Raw genomic sequence first — 15844 nt, 5'->3', positions numbered from 1 at the left:
GCCGACGGCGGGATTAACGACTTCGGTTTTCGGCGGCGCGGTTCGCAGTGCCCAGTTACGCGGTCGCTTCGTCCGAGCCGACGTCTGGCGTCACGAGCGGCAGGTCGATGTCGATCGCGTCGTACCAGACCGACGGCCGTTTCGACTGCCCGTCGTCTGTGAGGTCGACGAGGTGCAGCGCTTCGAGTTCCTTCAGGTTTCGGTGTACCTGACTGACGTCTCGGTCCACGAGCCGCGCCGTCTCGCGGATGCTCCCGGGCTCGTGCTGGACGATCGCGCGCAGGAGTTCGAGCGATTTCGGCCGGGTGACTCGGTGAACATCGGCCGGATCGTGATACACCACTTCGAAGTGCGGGTCCGGCGTCTCTCCGCGGTCGAGCGCGGCGAGCGCGTCTTCGATGTCGTCGTCGCTCCCCTCGCGGAACCTGATGTGAAGCGTTCTGTCTGTCGTGTCGGTGTTACCAGTCGTGGCCATGTTCGATCACCTCGGTTTTGAACCGCTGGAAGAGCGCCCGCACGCCGTCGAACTCGACGTCCGTAACCGTCCCGTCGGCCCGGTGCTTGTGGTGGTGTGCGGTGTCGGGGTGGTCGGGGAAGTTATCGTACCGAACGATGGTCTCCCCCGCGGCGTTTCCGTACTGCATCGAGTACTTGATGCCCTCCGGGTAGCGCTCCGACTCGGGGACGCGATACGCCGTGATCTCGGCGTAGCGGTCACCGAAGTCCCGCGTGACGTCGATGACGAGCTGTGCCTCGTCGTCCCCGGCCATAGGTGTTGGTACTCACTCCAACACCAAAAGCGTTGAGACGGGTCACAACACTTCGATGGAATAGCTAGTCTCGGACCCAGTACGTGGGTCGGTCGTTGATCGATCATCCGATCCGAGTTGCCGTCCCAGCGCTACTCCCCACCGCCTCAGGTCAGGTCCGGTTCGCGACGCTCGCGGTCCTCGGCGCTGTGGGCGCGGACCCACAGTTCGCCGATGCGCGAGAGCGTCGTCCGGTAGGACTTGCCGTGTTCCTCCTGCTCGATGTAGCCCTTCCCGCCGGGGCCGAGGCGGTCGACGTTGTAGATGACCTTCGAGCGGAAGGAATCGGTGTACTCCTCGCCCATGTCGCGGGCCAGTTCCTGGGCCAGTTCGGAGACGGACTCGAACTCGCCGTGCTCGCCCAGCGTGAACAGGATGACCTCCTCGAAGGGCTTGACGTTCGAGAAGGAGGCGACGGGCAGTTCGACGATGTGCGAGCCGTCGATCTCCTTCGCGCCGATGGTGGTCCCGCGCTCGTCGAACTCGTCGAGCAGGTCACGCGCGGTTTCGAGGCGCTCGTCGACCCGCTCGGAGACGGTCTCGCCGGCCTGTAAGTCCTCCAGCATGGCGGTCTGCTTGCGCAGTTCCTCGGCGAGTTCGGTCTCTAAGTACTTCTCGGGGACCGTGTAGTAGGTGTGGATGCGCTCGCGGTCGCCCTCGCGCTCGACCATGATGGAGTGGGCGGCGGTGGCGAACGCGAAAGAGACTGTTCGGGGCATCGCGGAGACGTTGACCCACACCTCGTTGCCCGCGTCGAGTTCCGCGTTGATGAGTTCGAACGCCTGCTCGAAGGCCTCGTCGTAGTCGTAGACGTCGTCGACCACGAACTGCTCCGTCTCGGCCCCCAGCAGATTTCGGTAGTCTTTCTCCAGTTTCTTCGCGAGGTTGCGCGAGTACTCGACGTTGGCCTCGCTCCCGACCGCGCCCTCCAGTAGGATGACGCGGTCCACGTCGAGTTGCTCGCGCACGAGCGGCGCGATGAGCCGGTCGTAGTCGAACCCGACCGGGACGATGTGGGTCTGCATACCCGGGACGTGGGGCTGGTATTTATATAAAGCACCAGTCTTCCGACCGTCGGTGTGCGCATCGCCGACGTTCGTCGCCGGGGCCAGAGTGGGGCGGACGGGATCGGTTGCACCGCTCAGGGAGTGCTTCGTTCAGTTCGAGAAACTATTATTACTCCTGTTAGAGTCTTTCTACGCACATGCCCGGCGAGTCCGATCCGGATGAGGAAGCAGAATCCGGCACGTCTGCGGAATCCGAGAAGCAACTGCCATCGCCGGACGTTCTGGAGATCGAACCGGTGTACGAGGCGTTGGGCCATCCCCGACGGCGATATCTGTGTTACACACTCCTCGAAGACACCGAGTGGTCGATGTCCGAGTTAGCGGCGAAGATTGCTGCGTGGGAGAACGATATTCCCGAACACGAAGTATCCGCGGACCAGCGCGAAGCGGTGTACGTCTCACTGTATCACGCCCACGTTCCGAAACTGGTCGACGAGGGTGTGATCACGTTCGATGAGGCGACCGAGACCATTCGGGCCGCTGAACACGCGAAACAGGTCCTGGCCGCACTCGAAGGTATGGGAGCCAGCCTCGACGCCGCTCAGGAAACTCACGCGCGAGGCGAGATGGACGAGCGAGAAGACTGAGAACGGAATCATGGCCGAAAACGACGACAAAAGCGGTGACGAGATGCACCGATCACAGGTCGCACAGCGGCACTACGAACCCGATGGGCGGGGGGAACTCACGACCGCCATCGTATACGCCATCGCGGAGGCCGAAGGAATTCCGCCGAGCGAGGTGAAGTCGCCACCGCTGTACGAATCCGTGAACGCGCCGGCAATCGAAGACGCGTTCTTCGGACCGACCGCCGCCGGTCGATCCCGACGGGGTAACGGCACTGTCGAGTTCCAATACGGTGACTACCTCGTGGAGGTCCGAAGCGACGGCTGGATACGGGTGTACGAGCGCACCGATCAACGCGGGTCGTAACGAAGAGCGACTCGGAGGAGAGGGTTGGTTTTCGGCCCGATCACTGGGCCTGTTGCTTGTAACACAGTCCGACGTGCCCCCGGGGACGGATTCGACGGCGGTAGAAGCGGTCGGTTACTCGCAGCTCTCGTGGACGGTCGCGCCCTCGTCGTTGGGACCGCGTCGCTGGCCCGGAACGATCGGCTCGTCGCAGACGGCACAGGTCAGCGCGCCGTTCGAGTGTGCGTTCACGGACTGGGCGTCGCTGTCGTCCGCAGTCGTGAAGTCCACGTCGACTTCGGTCGCGTCGTCGTCGCCCTCGTCGACTGCGAACGGGTCGTCCTCGTCGTCCTCGGCGGTAGTGTCGACGCCGAGGGACTCGTTGACGCCGCAGTAGCCGCTCGTCGCGTTGAAGCCGAGGCCGAGTGCGCCGACGCCGGCGAGGAGGCCGCGCTTGCGCTTGCCGCTCTTGAGCCAGCGGACGGAGACGATCGTCAGGACGACTGCCAGTACTGCACGGAGCAGGCGGTCGCGCCCGCCGACGTTTTCCTTTGAGTCCATACCTCCACTATTGGGCCGGACGCTTTTGTAGGTTTACATGTCGGCACGGCGGCGACCGCCGTCGGGCGGTTCGGCGGCCGGCGTGCTCCCCGCACTCAATCGCTCTCGACGCCGGAGACGGCGTAGGCCGTGCGGTCCTCCGTCGCGGCCGGCGAGGTGAGCAGCGACACGGCGACCGTCAGCACGAGGCCGACGAGGATGCCGACGATCCCCGGCGTCCAGCCGAGGTACGCCGCCGGCAGGGCGACGTCGAGACCGACAAATCCCGCGAGCGTCGACACGATCGGGAAGACGTGCAGTGCGTAGAACGCCTGGCTCCCGAGGACGCCGGCGTACATCCCGGAGCGGGTGGTGCCCCGCCAGTACAGCGCCAGCGCGACCGGGACGGTCAACTGGGCGAAGCCGCTGAAGGCGGTGTCGCCGATCTGGACGAGCGTGCCCGGCGTGTAGAGGCTGGCGACGAACGAGAGCGTCGCGAAGACGATCACGCCCACGCGGGCAACGAGCGCCTCGCGGCGGTCGGTCCGCTCGTCGCTCGCGTCACCCCGGCCGGTCAGCGGTCGGTAGAGGTCGCGGGTGAGGTACGACGATCCGGAGAGGAGCATCGAGTCGCTGGAGGACATCATCGCGGCCATCGCGCCGGCGATGACCAGCGCGGTGAACCACGTGGGGGTGTACTCGCCCAGCAGCGCCGGGATGACGTTGCCGCCTTCCGGCACCGTGACCCCGAGGCCGGCCGCCCACGCCCCGAGCATGAACGCGGGCACGAACAGGAGGAGGACGAGCACGGGCCACAGCGCGAACGTCCGCTTGAGGACGCGCTTGGACCCGGCGGCGAAAAAGCGCTGATTGATCTGGGGGAACATCGTCACGCCGAAGGCGATGCTCACCGCGGTCGAGACGACGTACTGCGGCGTGTAGAGGCCGCCGCCGAGCGCGACGAACCCGGGCTTCTCGGACGCGAGCAGGTCTGTGGCCGCGCCCGCGCCGCCCACGGCCGACAGCACCCACGCGACGGCCACCCAGACGAGCGAGAGCATGAACAGGCCCTGGAGCGTGTCGGTCCAGGCGACGCCGCGCATCCCCGAGAGCGCGACGTAGAGGATCATGAACAGCGTGATGCCGCCCGCGCCGACCCAGAACGGGACAGCGCCGTCCGTGAGGCCGACGATGGCCTGGCCCGCGCCCTTCTGCTGGAGCATCACGTACGGGAACAGCCAGAACAGGCTCACCGCGGCCACGACGACACGGAGCGCGGTCGACCCGAAGCGGTCGCCCAGCATCTCCCCGAGCGTGACGTAGCCGTGGCGCTTGCCGACGAGCCACTGCTTGTATCCCAGCACGTACCAGAGAACGGCGAAGATGATGCCGTCCATCAGTCCCATGACGAGGATCCACTCGGGGCCGGCGCTGTAGGCGATGTTGGGGCCGCCGAAGAAGGTAAAGGCCGACAGCAGGGTCGCGAAGGTGGTGAACAGGAGGACGACGGTCCCGAGCGTCCGGCTCGCGAGGTAGTAGTCCTCCGCGGTACGTTCGGTCAGACGGTACGCCACCGCGCCCACGGCGAGCGCGAGGACCATGTACGCCCCGACGATGCCCAGCTGGAGCGCGGTGTCAGCCACGGCGGCCCACCCCCTCGACGCCGATGCCCCAGTCCGTCCGTGCGAAGACGGCGAAGACGGCGCTCGCGAGGGCCATCCAGCCGACGTGCCACCACAGCCACAGCGGCAGGCCGAACGCGAGGCGGGCGCTGTCCCACAGGAACCACGGCACGGCCAGCGCCATCAGCACGAGCGCGACGACGGCCCACCCGACGACTCGAGCGCGACTCATAGTTGCTCATGCTAGTCACTACCCGTATTAATCGGTGACGATCCTTCACGAAGGCTCTCTGAAGAAATATGTTCTTCAATAGACGCGCGTGCCGGGTTCCACGTCGCGCTCAGGGGTCAGGTGGACGACCCCCTCCTCGCTGTCGACGCCGGTGACCAGACACTCGCTCTCGAAGCCGGCGATCGAGACGGTCCCGAGGTTGACGACGGCGACGACCTGGGACCCGAGGAGTTCCTCGGGCTCGTACACGTCGGTCAGCCCGGCGGCGGACTGGCGGGTCTCGTCGCCGAAGTCGACCTCGAGTTTGTAGACGTCCTTGCGGGCCTCAGGGAACCGCTCTACGTCGACGATTTCGCCGACGCGCATCTCGACGTCTTCGAGGAACCGTGCGGGGTCGATCGTCGATTCGGTGAATCCCATGCCCGCGGCTTACACGTCCAGTTATTTCACTACGGCGCTCCCAGACAGGGTATGCAGACCGCCATCCAGCTCTGGACGCTCCGGGAGCTCAGTGAGCCGCTCTCGGCGGTCCTCGACCGCGTCGCGGCCGCCGGCTACGGCGGCGTGGAGTTCGCGGGCGTCGGCGACCCCGGTGCCAGCAGGCGCGCGCTGGACGACGCGGGCCTCGACGTCGCCGGCGCGCACGTCGGGATCGACGCCCTCCAGTCCGAGACGAGTGCCGTACAGCGCCAGCTCCGAACGCTCGACTCCCCGTTCGTCGTCGTCCCGTATCTCGACGTCGACCACTTCGCCGACGCGGACGCCGTCGCGGCGACGGCAGCGATGCTCGACACGCTCGACGCGAAGTACGAGCGGCCGCTGCTCTATCACAACCACGACCACGAATTCGGCGAAATCGACGACGAGACCGCCTACGACCGGCTCGTCGACGAGGCGTCGGTCGGCTTCGAACTGGACGCCGGGTGGGCGCGCGCGGCCGGTCGGGACCCCGTCGACCTGCTCGACCGCCTCGACGGACGAGTCCCCGTCGTTCACCTCAAAGACGTAACAGAAGATGGGGAGCCGACCACGCTCGGCGACGGCGTCCTAGAACTCGAAGCCGTGGTCGACGCCGCCCGCGAGGCGGGCACGGAGTGGCTCGTCTTCGAGCACGACGAGCCCGACGACCCGGAGGCGGCGATCACGAACGGGATCGACGGGCTGCGAGCGCTGCTGTCGTAACCAGCCCTGGGGTTCGTTCTGAGCCGGGTGCGCAAGGTTATTCTGCCGTACTGACCAACATCAGCGTAGTGACAGCAGTCCGTCGCACCGCGACGGGCTGGGAACTGGGACAATCATGCAAGACACGGCGAAATATCTGATACACGCCGACATCACAGCGGCGGGGGTCGTCGAGCGAAGCGACGTCGTCGGCGCGGTGTTCGGCCAGACGGAGGGACTGCTCGGCGACGAACTCGACCTGCGGGACCTGCAGGACTCGAAGAAGGTCGGCCGCATCGACGTGGAGATTCGCTCGGAAGGCGGCCAGTCTTTCGGCGAGATCACCGTCGCGAGCGGGCTGGACAAGGTCGAGACGGCCATCCTCGCCGCGGCGCTCGAGACCATCGATCAAGTGGGTCCGTGTCGCGCCGAGATCGAGGTCTCGGAGATCGAAGACGTCCGTAGCGCCAAGCGCCGCGAGGTCGTCGAGCGCGCCACGGAACTGCTCAACGCCTTCGAGGAGCAGTCCGTACGGACCGAGGACATCGTCGAGACGGTCCGACAGCAGGTCCGAGTCGCCGATATCACCGACTACGAGGGCTTTCCGGCCGGGCCGCGGGTCGAGGACTCCGACGCCATCGTTATCGTCGAGGGCCGCTCGGACGTGCTCCAGTTGCTCAAATACGGCATCAAGAACGCCGTGGCCGTCGAGGGAACCGACGTGCCGGCGGCCATCGCGGACCTGACCGTCGACCGGACCGTCACCTCGTTCCTCGACGGCGACCGCGGCGGCGACCTCATCCTCAAGGAACTCGCCCAGGTCGGCGACGTGGACTACGTGGCCGTCACGCCCGACGGGAAGTCCGTCGAGGACCTCTCCCGGAGCGAGGTGATGACCGCCCTGCGCGACAAGGTTCCCTACGACGTCGTGGCCGACGCGGAGACGCTCGACGCCGTCCGCGACGAATCGTCGCGCGCGGACGAGTCGACGACCGCCGACGGTGGGGCGGTCGGAGCCGCAGCGTCACCCGCTGCGGCGGAGCCCCGGGACGCGGCGTCGGCCGAGGAACGCGCTACGGCAACCGAGCACTCCGCCGGGAGCGCCGACTCGGACACCGCTCCTTCGTCCGACGACGCCGAGCGGGCGTCGAGCGACGACGCGGCGTCGGTCACATCGCTTGCGGATCACATCGACGCGGTCGTGAGCACGGACAGCGGGACGGTCCGACTGCTCGACGAGGACGCCGAATCGCTCGCGGAGGGCGACGCCGCCGACGTCGTCTCGCTCGTCGAGACCGCCGAGACGGTCCCGCGAACAGTCGTCGTCGACGGGTCCTGCACGCAGAAACTGCTCGACGTCGCCGCACAGCGCGGCGTCGGCGTGGTCGTCGCGGCCGAGCACGGCGAGTACGTCAAACAGCCGACCGCCGTCCAGGTCCGCATCGCCGGCGAATAGCTCGTTTCACTCGCTGGTATCGAACTCTCGAACGAGCAACACGCCGTCGCCGTCGTCGTAGTGACCGGGGAGGTCCTCGGCCTTCGAGAACCCGAACCCGTCGTAGAACGATCTCGCGCGCTCGTCGTCCTCGCGCGCGGTGAGCCGCACCGTCTCGAACCCCGCCTCTCGCAGCCGTTCCAGCAGGCCGTCCATGAGCGCCGTGCCGAGACCCTGTCCCTGCATCGCCGGCGCGACGGCGAACTCCGCGAGGTACGCGACCGGCCGGTCCGGCACGACCAGCGCGTATGCGGCGGGCCCGCCGGCGTCGAGTACCAGTACGAGTGGCGGCCCCTCAATTCCCACGTCGAGCAGTTCCGGCCACGGCTCGTCGAGCGCACTCGTCTGAATCGCTCGCAAACGCGTCGCGTCGCTCGGGCGGGCCTCGCGAATCATACCAGACCGACGGCCACGACGAGGCCGGTCCCGGTGAGCGCGGCCGCCAGCGTGGCGAGCATGTTGACGCCCTGGTTCCCGACGACCGAGCCCTCGACCGTCGCGCCCAGGAGGCTGTCGACGGTCATGCCGACGAGGCCACACAGGAGGATGACGCCGCCGCCCAGCGGAGCGACGTGCTGGAGGAGCGCAGCGATGCCGGCGATGAGCCCCGCGCCGACACCTCCGGCGGCGACGCCCTGCCAGGTGACGCCGCCGTCCGTGCCCGGCTCGACGCGTTCGAGCGTCGTGATGAGCCGCGGGTTGTCGTAGAGGCCGCCGAACTCGCTGGAGAACGTGTCCGTCATCGCGGCGGCGACGGCCCCGGCGAAGGCGTAGAAGAACAGCGCCGGGTCGACGGCGATGTGGCTCGGACTCGCCTCCGCGGCGACGACGGCGAACAGCGCGACGATGGAGTTCGCCAGGACGTTGCCGCTGCCCCGTGCGCCCTCGTTCTCCTCGGCGATGCCCCGTTCGAGCTTCTCGTCGTAGCGGAACTTCGTCGAGAGCCCGCCGAGTCCGAAGAAGGTGATGAGCATCGCGAACCAGCCGAAGCCGCCGAGGACGATGGTCAGAAACGAGAGGAGGACGCCGGTGAGCATTCCCGGGAGCGACGCCGTGTCGAGCGCGTACGAGAGGTAGCCCAGCAGTACCGTCACGGCGAGCGCGACGACCACGCGCTGGGCGGTCACGGACGGGTCGAGTTCGAAGAACAGCCACAGGAGGAGGCCGACGGTGAGCATCACCAGCGGGTCGTCGCGTTCGAACAGCACCGATCGGAGCAGGGCGGCGACGAAGGCCCCGCTGGCGGCGAGAAACAGCACGGCCGGCACGGCCACCGGGTCCGCGCCGGGCGCGCCGACGGCGGCCTGTATCCGCGTCCCGGCCACTTGCCCGGCGACGCCTGCGACGAAGCCGACGACGACGAAGCCTGCGGTCGCGACGAATTCGTCGGTGCGAACGGTGTAGGCGAGGCGCTGGCCGAGGTTGCCGTAGGCGACGAGCACCACGACGCCGACGAACACGGGGACCGGGAGACCGAAGCGAACGGCCAGCAGCGCCAGCCCGGCGGCGGCCAGTGCGAAGGCCGCCAGGCCGTACAGCTTCCCGTCCTCGTAGTCGCCGGGGCGGGCGAACAGGTCGAACCACGACGATCCCTGGTCGACGGCGGACACGGCGACGGCGGCGACGGCGACGAACGGCGCGACGGCGGCGACAGTCGCGAGGTCGAGCGAGCGAACGCCGGTCGCTGCCGGGACGACGAACGCGAGCGTCCCCACGGCGGCGAACCCACCCGCTCGGCGGACTGTCGAGGTCACGTGGGACCGGTATCCCCGAGAGGCACTTACCCTTTCCCTTTCAGAGCGTGGCGGCTCCGCCGACCGTGAGATTTAGGCGGGCAGTCGGCATACCGCCCGGCGTGGGACTCTACGACCGCTACCTGGCGACCCGCGTGCGTCTGAGCGACGCCCACCTGCCCGAGACGGTCGCCCTCGTCATCACGGAGCGGGACCTGCTCGGCGACGGCGCGTACGACACGCTCGAACGCTTCTTCGACTGGGCCGTCCAGTACGGCACCGAGACCGTCGTCGTCTACGTGAGCGTCCTCGACGAGGAGGCGATCCCGACGCTCCGGCGCGAACTGGAGAACGTGACCGCGCCGATGGAGATGGCCGTCCGCGTCCCCGACGACGAGTCGACCGCCGACGCACCCATCCAGATCTCGATTGGCCTGGGCGGGAAATCGGAGTTCGCCACGGCCGTCCAGAAACTCGCCGAAGACGTCGACCGGGGAACGCTCGCCCCCGACGACATCGACGAGGCCGCCGTCGAGGAACACCTCGTGTTCCCGACGGACCCGGACCTGGTCATCAAGACCGGGGCCGAGCGCCTCTCCGATTTCATGATCTGGCAGTCGGTGTACTCGGAGCTGTACTTCACCGACGTGAACTGGCAGAACTTCAGACAGCGTGACTACCTGCGGGCGTTGCGGGACTACCAGGAGCGACAGCGCCGCTTCGGCCGGTAGTCGGTCTCAGTCGGCGATCTCGTACTCCTCGTCCAGTTGCTCGCGCTCGGCGCTGGGCAGGGCGTCGCGGAACCGACCGAGGATGCGCTTTGCCGTCGGGACTTCCGACTGCTCGATGGCGCGGACCAGCGCGAGCGACCGCTTGGCGCGCGTCGTTCGCCAGGACTGCTCGCGGTTCTCGTAGGTGCGGATCGCCCGCAGGAAATCGACCTTCCGGAACTCCGGCCAGTAGGGCGTACAGAAGAACGTCGCGGCCTCGTTGCCGTTGGCGTGCCACGGCAGGAAGTTCGACGTGCGCTCGTCGCCGCCGGTGCGGACGATGAGGTCCACGTCGCGGGTCGGCCCCTCGTAGAGCCGTTCTTCGACGGATTCGACCGTCACGTCCGCCGGGTCAAGGTCGCCCGCGTCGACCGAAGCGGCCACCTCGCGGGCCGCACCGAGCAGTTCGGCGCGGCCGCCGTAGGCCAGCGCGACGTTGAGATTGAGGTGGTCGTACTGGGCCGTCCGCCCCTCGGCGTAGTCGATAGCGTCGCGGACCCGATCGGGGAGCATCTCGGTCTCGCCGATGGCCCGGATACAGACGCCGGCCTCGTGGACGCGGTCGGCGTCGGCGAACGTTCGGAGTTTCTGCTCGACGAGATCGAAGATGTGCTCGCGCTCCTCGGGGTCGCGGTTGAAGTTCTCCGTCGAGAAGGCGTACAGCGTCACTTCCCGGATGTCGAGTTCGTCACACCAGTTCAACAGCGCCTCGGTGGTCTCTGCGCCTTCGCGGTGGCCCTCCTGGGTCTCCGTCCCGCGCTTGCGTGCGTACCGTCGGTTCCCGTCCTGAATGACCGCCACGTGGTCCGGCGTCCCCGATACCTCTAACTCCAGCAGTCGCTCGTACGCGGCATAGCCCAGTCGCTTCCCCCTCGAAATCATCGTTGTGTACATTTCAACCACTCAATAAGGGCTTTGTGGAAGCGGCCCCGTTCAGTTATTTCCCGCCTAATCCATGGAAATATTTGCGCATAGTTTTAATACGTCCGGGGGCGTTATTTGAGATGCAATGGCGACCGGTACGGTTGACTTCTTCAACGACACAGGCGGTTACGGCTTCATCGAGACTGACGACGCTGACGAGGACGTGTTCTTCCACATGGAAGACGTCGGCGGCCCAGACCTCGAAGAGGGCCAGGAAGTGGAGTTCGACATCGAGCAAGCGGACAAGGGTCCGCGCGCGACCAATCTCAAACGGCTGTGACCATGGCTACAGGAACTGTAGACTTCTTCAACGACACGGGCGGGTACGGCTTCATCGACACCGAGGACTCTGACGAGGACGTGTTCTTCCACATGGAAGACATCGACGGCCCAGACCTCGAAGAGGGCCAGGAAGTGGAGTTCGACATCGAGCAGGCCGACAAGGGCCCGCGCGCGAAGAACCTCACACGGCTGTAGGCGAGGGCGACTCGCTTTTCGACGACCGGTGTCGGACACGGTGAGCGACTGCTGTGTGCGGCGCTCGCCGGTGGTCGAACCGAAGTCCCGAATATCTTCGGTGTCACCCCGCCAGCGGTCGGAATCCGAAGTGCATTAGGGACCTCGTCGCGGACGCCACGGTATGACCGAGGCCGATGCACTCGACGAGGACCTCTACCGACGGACCAAGCAGCTACTGGAGCCGGGCGAGATCCAGCTCAACGGCGCGGTCGTCCACACCGAGTACGACGGCAGCGACGAGATCGAGATGATGCAGGCCACCATCGAGGTCGGCGAGATCATCGCCGAGGGCGCGGGGGTGGACCCGAAGGACACGTTCGTGTACTCGGGCAGCGACGACCCCGAGTTCGCGTCGAATCAGCACCAGGGCCGGACGCTGGACGGCGAGGAGTTCGTCTGGGAGTGCCAGCAGCTCCTGCGCAACGGGTCGTTCGACCTCGTGTTCTACTACGAGGCCAGCGCCGACCACGAGGGCATCCTGGCCGACGTCGAAGACGTCGGCTACGGCGTCACCGGCGTCAGAGGCGACTAGCGTCGTCGCCGCTGGCCAGCCGCTCCTGGCAGTTGTGGCAGTACGTGTAGTCCGGGCCGTTCGCGGCCCCGCAGAAGCGACACGTCGTCGCCGCCACGCCGGCGGACTCGAAGTAGGCGTTGAGCTGCCCGGTGTCGCGGGCGTTCCGTCGGCCGCTGAACTGCTCGACCAGCGGCTCGTGGGCCGCGTAGTCCATGAGTCGGAACAGGAGGACGAACGACAGCGGCACGCCTGCGAGGACGACCCCGTAGACCAGCAGTCTGAACGCCAGTTCGCCCGTCGAGATGTCCACAGGCCACAGAGGGGACGGAAGCGGTAAAATCCTCCGCAGCAACGCCTTGCTCGGTCCGCACGTCGGCCGCGACGGTCCGTCCGGGCCGCTTTTATCCGCAGAACACCCACCGTCTCCCATGAGCGAAGACCTGGGGACCGTGGATCGAGCCGTGCTGAACGCCTTCCAGGGCGGCTTTCCGGTCACCGAGCGGCCGTTCGAACCCGCGGCGGCGGCCCTCGCGGACCACGGCATCGACATCGACGCGGACGAGTTACTGGACCGCGTCCAGCGACTCGACGAGGCGGGCGTCCTGACGCGGTTCGGGGCCCTCATCAACGCCGAGGAGATCGGCGGGACCGCGACGCTCGTGGCGACCCACGCGCCCGTGGACAGTTACGACGAGCACGCCGACCTGATCAACGCCCACCCCGAGGTGGCGCACAACTACGAGCGCGAGCACCCCCACCTCAACATGTGGTTCGTCCTCTCCGTCGCCGACGAGGACCGGGTCGAGGAGGTCCTCGCGGAGATCGAAGCGGAGACCGGCGAGGCGACGTACAACCTCCCCAAACAACAGGAGTTTCACGTGGGCGCGAAGTTCCCCGTCGAGGGGCCACAGACGCAGGCCGTCGACTGCTCGGACCTGGGGCCGGACGTGACGCCGACGGACGAGCGCTCGCTCACCGCCGACGAGCTTGACCTCGTGCTGGCGATTCAGGACGGCCTGCCGGTGACGGCGACGCCGTACGCCGACGTGGCCGCGGAGATCGGCGCAGACGTGGACTGGGTGGTCGAGACGATCAAGCGGTTCGACGCGGAGGACAAGGTCCGTCGCGTCGGCGTCATCCCGAACCACTACGCGCTGGGCTACAGCGAGAACGGTATGACCGTCTGGGACGTGCCCGACGCGGTCATCGACGAAGTGGGACCGGCCATCGCCGAGTTCGACTTCGTCACCCACTGTTACGAGCGCCCGCGCCACGACGGCGTCTGGCCGTACAACTTCTTCGCGATGACCCACGGGCGAAGCGAGGCCGAGAGCGAGGACCGCATCCAGCAGGTCCGCGACCGGATGGCAGAGTACTGGGACGTGACCGAGGACGACTGGGACACGCTGTTCTCGACGCGCATCCTGAAGAAGACCGGCATCAGGCTGGACGAGCGAGCGCGCGAGAACGCGGAGACGGCGTGACGGTGCGCGGAATCCGTGCGTCGGGAGGCGAGTCGCCGTGATCCCCCTCATGCACGACTTCGAGGGCGAGACGGTCCTGGTCGTCGGCGGCGGCGCGGTCGGCGCTCGCAAGGCTCGCCGGTTCGCCGCCGAGGCCACCGTCGTCGTCCTCAGCCCGGCGTTCGCCGATCGGGACTTCGGCGACGCCCGGTTAGTGCGCGCCGCGCCGACCCCGGACGGCGTGGCCGACTGGGTCGAGCGCGTCGATCCCGCGCTGGTCGTCGCCGCGACGGACGACGCCGCGCTGAACGAGGCGGCGGCGACTGCCGCGCGGGACCGCGGCGCGCTCGTCAACCGGGCCGACGACCACGGAGCGCAGGACTTCGGGCACGTCGTCGTTCCGGCGACGGTCCGCGACGACCCGGTGACGCTGGCCGTCGCCACCGGTGGGAACGCGCCCGCGCTGTCGAAGCACCTCCGCGAGCGCTTCGAGGACGAGTTCGAACACGCCGGGGCGATGGCGGAACTGGTCGGCGATATCCGGGAGGACCTCCGCGAACGCGGCGTGTCTCCCGACGACCGCCGCGCCGCCGTCCGGTCCGTTGTCAGTTCCTGGGAAGTTTGGAAGGCTTTAGATAGTGGCAGGTCCAAAGCAGAGCAAGTAGCTACAGACGTGATCGGAGACTTACCTGGTGATCAACTGTGAGAGGGGAATCTGGAGTCATTGTCGGGGTCTGTATCTCCCACGAACGGGCGAGCGTCGATCAGTTGGAAACGGCGGCCGCCGACAGCGAACGGGTGGCCGTCGAGACCCTGCTCTCGAATCCCGCCGTCGAGGAGGCCTTCGCCCTCCAGACGTGTAATCGAACCGAGGGGTACGTCGTCGTCCCAGATCGGGCGGACGGCCTCGACGCGCTCGATCTGTTCACGCGCTCGGTCCCCGACGACACCGTCGTCGAGATGGGCCACGAGGAGAGCCTGCGCCACCTGCTCCGAGTGGCCGCCGGCCTCGAATCCATCGTCCTCGGCGAGGACCAGATCCTCGGTCAACTCCGGTCCGCCTACGAGACCTCCCGCGGCGTCGGCGGCATCGGGCCGATGCTGGAAGACGGTGTCACGAAGGCGATCCACGTCGGCGAGCGGGCCCGCACCGAGACGGAGATCAACGAGGGCGTCGTCTCGCTGGCCTCGGCCGCCGTCCGACTGCTCGATCAGGAGTGTTCGCTCGACGGCGAAACCGCGCTGGTCGTCGGCGCGGGCGAGATGGGACAGCTCGCGGCCAAGGCCCTCGCTGAGGAGGTCGACCGCGTCCTCGTCGCGAACCGGACGGTTCCCCACGCCGAACACGTGGCCGAGTCGGTCGACGTCGACGCCAGCGCGGTGGCGCTCGACGCCGTCGACGCGGCCGTCTCGGAGGCCCGCGTCGTCGTCTCGGCCACCGGGAGCGGCGACCAGGTCTTCGGCGTGTCGTCGTTCGAGGACGCCGGCGAGGTCTCCGTCGTCGACATCGCACAGCCGCGGGACGTGCCGGCGGAGGCGGGCCGGCTGCCGTCCGTGACGGTGTACGACCTCGACACGCTGGAGTCGGTCACCGCAGAGACCCGAAGTCAGCGCCGGCGCGCCGCCGAGGCGGTCGAGCGCATCGTCGACGAGGAATTCGAGCACCTGCTCGTCCAGTACAAGCGAAAGCGCGCCGACGAGGTCATCTCGACGATGTACGAGAGCGCCGAGCAGGTGAAGGCCTCGGAGGTCAACCGCGCGCTCTCGTCGGCCGAGTTCGACGACGAGCAGGCCGAAGTCGTGGAGTCGATGGCCGACGCGATCGTCTCGCAGATCCTCGCCGCCCCGACCAGAAGCCTGCGCGACGCCGCGGAAGACGACGACTGGTCGACTATCCACACCGCCCTGCAACTGTTCGACCCGGACTTCGGGAGTCTCGACCAGACCGAGCCGCCCGCGTTCGTCGAGGGCATGGCCGTCGAGGACATTCCCGACGGAATGCGAGAGGAGATTCCGAACGCGATGCTGGACCAGCTGTCCGACGACTGAGGCCGCCGGGCCACCTTTTTCAGCGGGCCGTCCG

General features: G+C 67.5%; 22 protein-coding genes. 11 read left to right on the top strand and 11 right to left on the bottom strand.

What is annotated here, in order from left to right; genetic code table 11:
* Positions 1-55: 55 nt before the first annotated feature.
* The 3 genes from ACOZ4I_RS11555 to ACOZ4I_RS11545 all read right to left on the bottom strand — a co-directional run bounded on the left by ACOZ4I_RS11555 (position 56) and on the right by ACOZ4I_RS11545 (position 1834).
* Positions 56-475 carry a transcriptional regulator gene (locus tag ACOZ4I_RS11555; RefSeq protein WP_423999664.1) on the bottom strand — a complete coding sequence of 140 codons (420 nt, stop codon included), beginning with the start codon at positions 473-475 and terminating at the stop codon, positions 56-58.
* Positions 459-770 (bottom strand): toxin-antitoxin system TumE family protein, encoded by a 312-nt coding sequence (locus tag ACOZ4I_RS11550; RefSeq protein WP_423999662.1) that lies wholly within the window; start codon positions 768-770, stop codon positions 459-461. The genes ACOZ4I_RS11555 and ACOZ4I_RS11550 overlap by 17 nt, the downstream gene beginning before the upstream one ends.
* Before the next feature lie 146 nt (positions 771-916).
* On the bottom strand, positions 917-1834 hold the full coding sequence (locus tag ACOZ4I_RS11545) for a DUF6293 family protein (protein ID WP_423999660.1): 918 nt from the start codon (positions 1832-1834) through the stop codon (positions 917-919).
* A 179-nt stretch (positions 1835-2013) separates the two neighbouring features.
* Between ACOZ4I_RS11545 and ACOZ4I_RS11540 the strand changes: the two genes are divergently transcribed.
* Positions 2014-2463 carry a DUF7344 domain-containing protein gene (locus ACOZ4I_RS11540; RefSeq protein WP_423999658.1) on the top strand — a complete coding sequence of 150 codons (450 nt, stop codon included), beginning with the start codon at positions 2014-2016 and terminating at the stop codon, positions 2461-2463.
* Positions 2464-2473: 10 nt separating this feature from the next.
* Complete coding sequence (locus ACOZ4I_RS11535; RefSeq protein ID WP_423999656.1) at positions 2474-2809, top strand: HalOD1 output domain-containing protein; 336 nt, start codon at positions 2474-2476, stop codon at positions 2807-2809.
* A 114-nt stretch (positions 2810-2923) separates the two neighbouring features.
* Here the strand turns inward: ACOZ4I_RS11535 and ACOZ4I_RS11530 are convergent, their stop codons facing one another.
* From ACOZ4I_RS11530 to ACOZ4I_RS11515, 4 genes are all read right to left on the bottom strand, one after another.
* Positions 2924-3349 (bottom strand): YgaP family membrane protein, encoded by a 426-nt coding sequence (locus tag ACOZ4I_RS11530; protein ID WP_423999654.1) that lies wholly within the window; start codon positions 3347-3349, stop codon positions 2924-2926.
* 95 nt (positions 3350-3444) lie between these two features.
* The gene (locus ACOZ4I_RS11525) at positions 3445-4971 is read right to left on the bottom strand and encodes a sodium:solute symporter family protein (protein ID WP_423999652.1); all 1527 of its coding nucleotides are present in this window, start codon (positions 4969-4971) and stop codon (positions 3445-3447) included.
* Positions 4964-5182 carry a DUF3311 domain-containing protein gene (locus ACOZ4I_RS11520; RefSeq protein WP_423999650.1) on the bottom strand — a complete coding sequence of 73 codons (219 nt, stop codon included), beginning with the start codon at positions 5180-5182 and terminating at the stop codon, positions 4964-4966. The genes ACOZ4I_RS11525 and ACOZ4I_RS11520 overlap by 8 nt, the downstream gene beginning before the upstream one ends.
* 75 nt (positions 5183-5257) lie before the next feature.
* Positions 5258-5602, bottom strand: a complete 345-nt coding sequence (locus ACOZ4I_RS11515) for a tRNA-binding protein (protein WP_423999648.1) — start codon at positions 5600-5602, stop codon at positions 5258-5260.
* Positions 5603-5653: 51 nt separating this feature from the next.
* Here ACOZ4I_RS11515 and ACOZ4I_RS11510 point away from each other — a divergent pair, with 51 nt between their 5' ends.
* The gene (locus tag ACOZ4I_RS11510) at positions 5654-6364 is read left to right on the top strand and encodes a sugar phosphate isomerase/epimerase family protein (protein ID WP_423999646.1); all 711 of its coding nucleotides are present in this window, start codon (positions 5654-5656) and stop codon (positions 6362-6364) included.
* Positions 6365-6479: 115 nt separating this feature from the next.
* Positions 6480-7799: a DNA primase DnaG gene (dnaG, locus tag ACOZ4I_RS11505; RefSeq protein WP_423999644.1), complete on the top strand. Its 1320-nt coding sequence runs from the start codon at positions 6480-6482 to the stop codon at positions 7797-7799.
* Positions 7800-7805: 6 nt separating this feature from the next.
* Here dnaG and ACOZ4I_RS11500 read toward each other — a convergent pair whose 3' ends face one another.
* Both ACOZ4I_RS11500 and ACOZ4I_RS11495 read right to left on the bottom strand, forming a co-directional pair.
* Entirely contained in the window at positions 7806-8234 is a 429-nt protein-coding gene (locus tag ACOZ4I_RS11500; RefSeq protein ID WP_423999642.1) for a GNAT family N-acetyltransferase, read from the bottom strand.
* Complete coding sequence (locus ACOZ4I_RS11495) at positions 8231-9592, bottom strand: DUF92 domain-containing protein (RefSeq protein WP_423999640.1); 1362 nt, start codon at positions 9590-9592, stop codon at positions 8231-8233. The genes ACOZ4I_RS11500 and ACOZ4I_RS11495 overlap by 4 nt, the downstream gene beginning before the upstream one ends.
* A gap of 101 nt (positions 9593-9693) precedes the next feature.
* Here ACOZ4I_RS11495 and ACOZ4I_RS11490 point away from each other — a divergent pair, with 101 nt between their 5' ends.
* Positions 9694-10302, top strand: coding sequence for an undecaprenyl diphosphate synthase family protein (locus tag ACOZ4I_RS11490; protein WP_423999638.1), 609 nt, complete (start codon positions 9694-9696; stop codon positions 10300-10302).
* A 6-nt stretch (positions 10303-10308) separates the two neighbouring features.
* Here ACOZ4I_RS11490 and uppS read toward each other — a convergent pair whose 3' ends face one another.
* Positions 10309-11235: a polyprenyl diphosphate synthase gene (gene uppS / locus ACOZ4I_RS11485; RefSeq protein ID WP_423999636.1), complete on the bottom strand. Its 927-nt coding sequence runs from the start codon at positions 11233-11235 to the stop codon at positions 10309-10311.
* Between the two features lie 115 nt (positions 11236-11350).
* On the opposite strand from uppS, the gene ACOZ4I_RS11480 reads away from it, so the two are divergent.
* The 3 genes from ACOZ4I_RS11480 to ACOZ4I_RS11470 all read left to right on the top strand — a co-directional run bounded on the left by ACOZ4I_RS11480 (position 11351) and on the right by ACOZ4I_RS11470 (position 12316).
* Positions 11351-11545 (top strand): cold-shock protein, encoded by a 195-nt coding sequence (locus tag ACOZ4I_RS11480; RefSeq protein WP_162319255.1) that lies wholly within the window; start codon positions 11351-11353, stop codon positions 11543-11545.
* 2 nt (positions 11546-11547) lie between these two features.
* On the top strand, positions 11548-11742 hold the full coding sequence (locus ACOZ4I_RS11475) for a cold-shock protein (protein WP_423999633.1): 195 nt from the start codon (positions 11548-11550) through the stop codon (positions 11740-11742).
* A gap of 163 nt (positions 11743-11905) precedes the next feature.
* Positions 11906-12316, top strand: a complete 411-nt coding sequence (locus ACOZ4I_RS11470; protein WP_423999631.1) for a DUF5778 family protein — start codon at positions 11906-11908, stop codon at positions 12314-12316.
* On the opposite strand, the gene ACOZ4I_RS11465 is transcribed toward ACOZ4I_RS11470, so the two are convergent.
* Positions 12303-12608 carry a DUF7577 domain-containing protein gene (locus ACOZ4I_RS11465; RefSeq protein WP_423999629.1) on the bottom strand — a complete coding sequence of 102 codons (306 nt, stop codon included), beginning with the start codon at positions 12606-12608 and terminating at the stop codon, positions 12303-12305. The two genes, ACOZ4I_RS11470 and ACOZ4I_RS11465, sit on opposite strands and share 14 nt — an antisense overlap.
* Before the next feature lie 118 nt (positions 12609-12726).
* Here ACOZ4I_RS11465 and ACOZ4I_RS11460 point away from each other — a divergent pair, with 118 nt between their 5' ends.
* Genes ACOZ4I_RS11460 through hemA form a run of 3 tightly spaced genes read left to right on the top strand, consistent with a single transcriptional unit; the run spans position 12727 to position 15810 of the window.
* The gene (locus ACOZ4I_RS11460) at positions 12727-13782 is read left to right on the top strand and encodes an Lrp/AsnC family transcriptional regulator (RefSeq protein ID WP_423999627.1); all 1056 of its coding nucleotides are present in this window, start codon (positions 12727-12729) and stop codon (positions 13780-13782) included.
* A 37-nt stretch (positions 13783-13819) separates the two neighbouring features.
* Positions 13820-14467 carry a precorrin-2 dehydrogenase/sirohydrochlorin ferrochelatase family protein gene (locus ACOZ4I_RS11455; protein WP_423999625.1) on the top strand — a complete coding sequence of 216 codons (648 nt, stop codon included), beginning with the start codon at positions 13820-13822 and terminating at the stop codon, positions 14465-14467.
* Positions 14464-15810, top strand: coding sequence for a glutamyl-tRNA reductase (gene hemA, locus ACOZ4I_RS11450; protein WP_423999623.1), 1347 nt, complete (start codon positions 14464-14466; stop codon positions 15808-15810). Before ACOZ4I_RS11455 ends, hemA begins: the two co-directional genes overlap by 4 nt.
* Positions 15811-15844 lie beyond the last annotated feature (34 nt).

The sequence above is a fragment of the Haloarcula salina genome (genome assembly GCF_049603855.1).
Classification (GTDB): domain Archaea; phylum Halobacteriota; class Halobacteria; order Halobacteriales; family Haloarculaceae; genus Haloarcula; species Haloarcula salina_A.
Note: the sequence above shows the minus strand (reverse complement) of the source record. Positions and strands in the feature narration are given on the sequence as shown.

Bases quoted from the DNA above. Each gene is read 5' to 3' on its own strand.
- uppS (WP_423999636.1), bottom strand. From the start codon at position 11,235: ATGTACACAACGATGATTTCGAGGGGGAAGCGACTGGGCTATGCCGCG.
- ACOZ4I_RS11540 (WP_423999658.1), top strand. From the start codon at position 2,014: ATGCCCGGCGAGTCCGATCCGGATGAGGAAGCAGAATCCGGCACGTCT.
- ACOZ4I_RS11545 (WP_423999660.1), bottom strand. From the start codon at position 1,834: ATGCAGACCCACATCGTCCCGGTCGGGTTCGACTACGACCGGCTCATC.
- ACOZ4I_RS11515 (WP_423999648.1), bottom strand. From the start codon at position 5,602: ATGGGATTCACCGAATCGACGATCGACCCCGCACGGTTCCTCGAAGAC.
- ACOZ4I_RS11480 (WP_162319255.1), top strand. From the start codon at position 11,351: ATGGCGACCGGTACGGTTGACTTCTTCAACGACACAGGCGGTTACGGC.
- ACOZ4I_RS11475 (WP_423999633.1), top strand. From the start codon at position 11,548: ATGGCTACAGGAACTGTAGACTTCTTCAACGACACGGGCGGGTACGGC.
- ACOZ4I_RS11520 (WP_423999650.1), bottom strand. From the start codon at position 5,182: ATGAGTCGCGCTCGAGTCGTCGGGTGGGCCGTCGTCGCGCTCGTGCTG.
- ACOZ4I_RS11470 (WP_423999631.1), top strand. From the start codon at position 11,906: ATGACCGAGGCCGATGCACTCGACGAGGACCTCTACCGACGGACCAAG.
- ACOZ4I_RS11460 (WP_423999627.1), top strand. From the start codon at position 12,727: ATGAGCGAAGACCTGGGGACCGTGGATCGAGCCGTGCTGAACGCCTTC.
- ACOZ4I_RS11500 (WP_423999642.1), bottom strand. From the start codon at position 8,234: ATGATTCGCGAGGCCCGCCCGAGCGACGCGACGCGTTTGCGAGCGATT.
- ACOZ4I_RS11530 (WP_423999654.1), bottom strand. From the start codon at position 3,349: ATGGACTCAAAGGAAAACGTCGGCGGGCGCGACCGCCTGCTCCGTGCA.
- ACOZ4I_RS11550 (WP_423999662.1), bottom strand. From the start codon at position 770: ATGGCCGGGGACGACGAGGCACAGCTCGTCATCGACGTCACGCGGGAC.
- dnaG (WP_423999644.1), top strand. From the start codon at position 6,480: ATGCAAGACACGGCGAAATATCTGATACACGCCGACATCACAGCGGCG.
- ACOZ4I_RS11510 (WP_423999646.1), top strand. From the start codon at position 5,654: ATGCAGACCGCCATCCAGCTCTGGACGCTCCGGGAGCTCAGTGAGCCG.
- ACOZ4I_RS11555 (WP_423999664.1), bottom strand. From the start codon at position 475: ATGGCCACGACTGGTAACACCGACACGACAGACAGAACGCTTCACATC.
- ACOZ4I_RS11535 (WP_423999656.1), top strand. From the start codon at position 2,474: ATGGCCGAAAACGACGACAAAAGCGGTGACGAGATGCACCGATCACAG.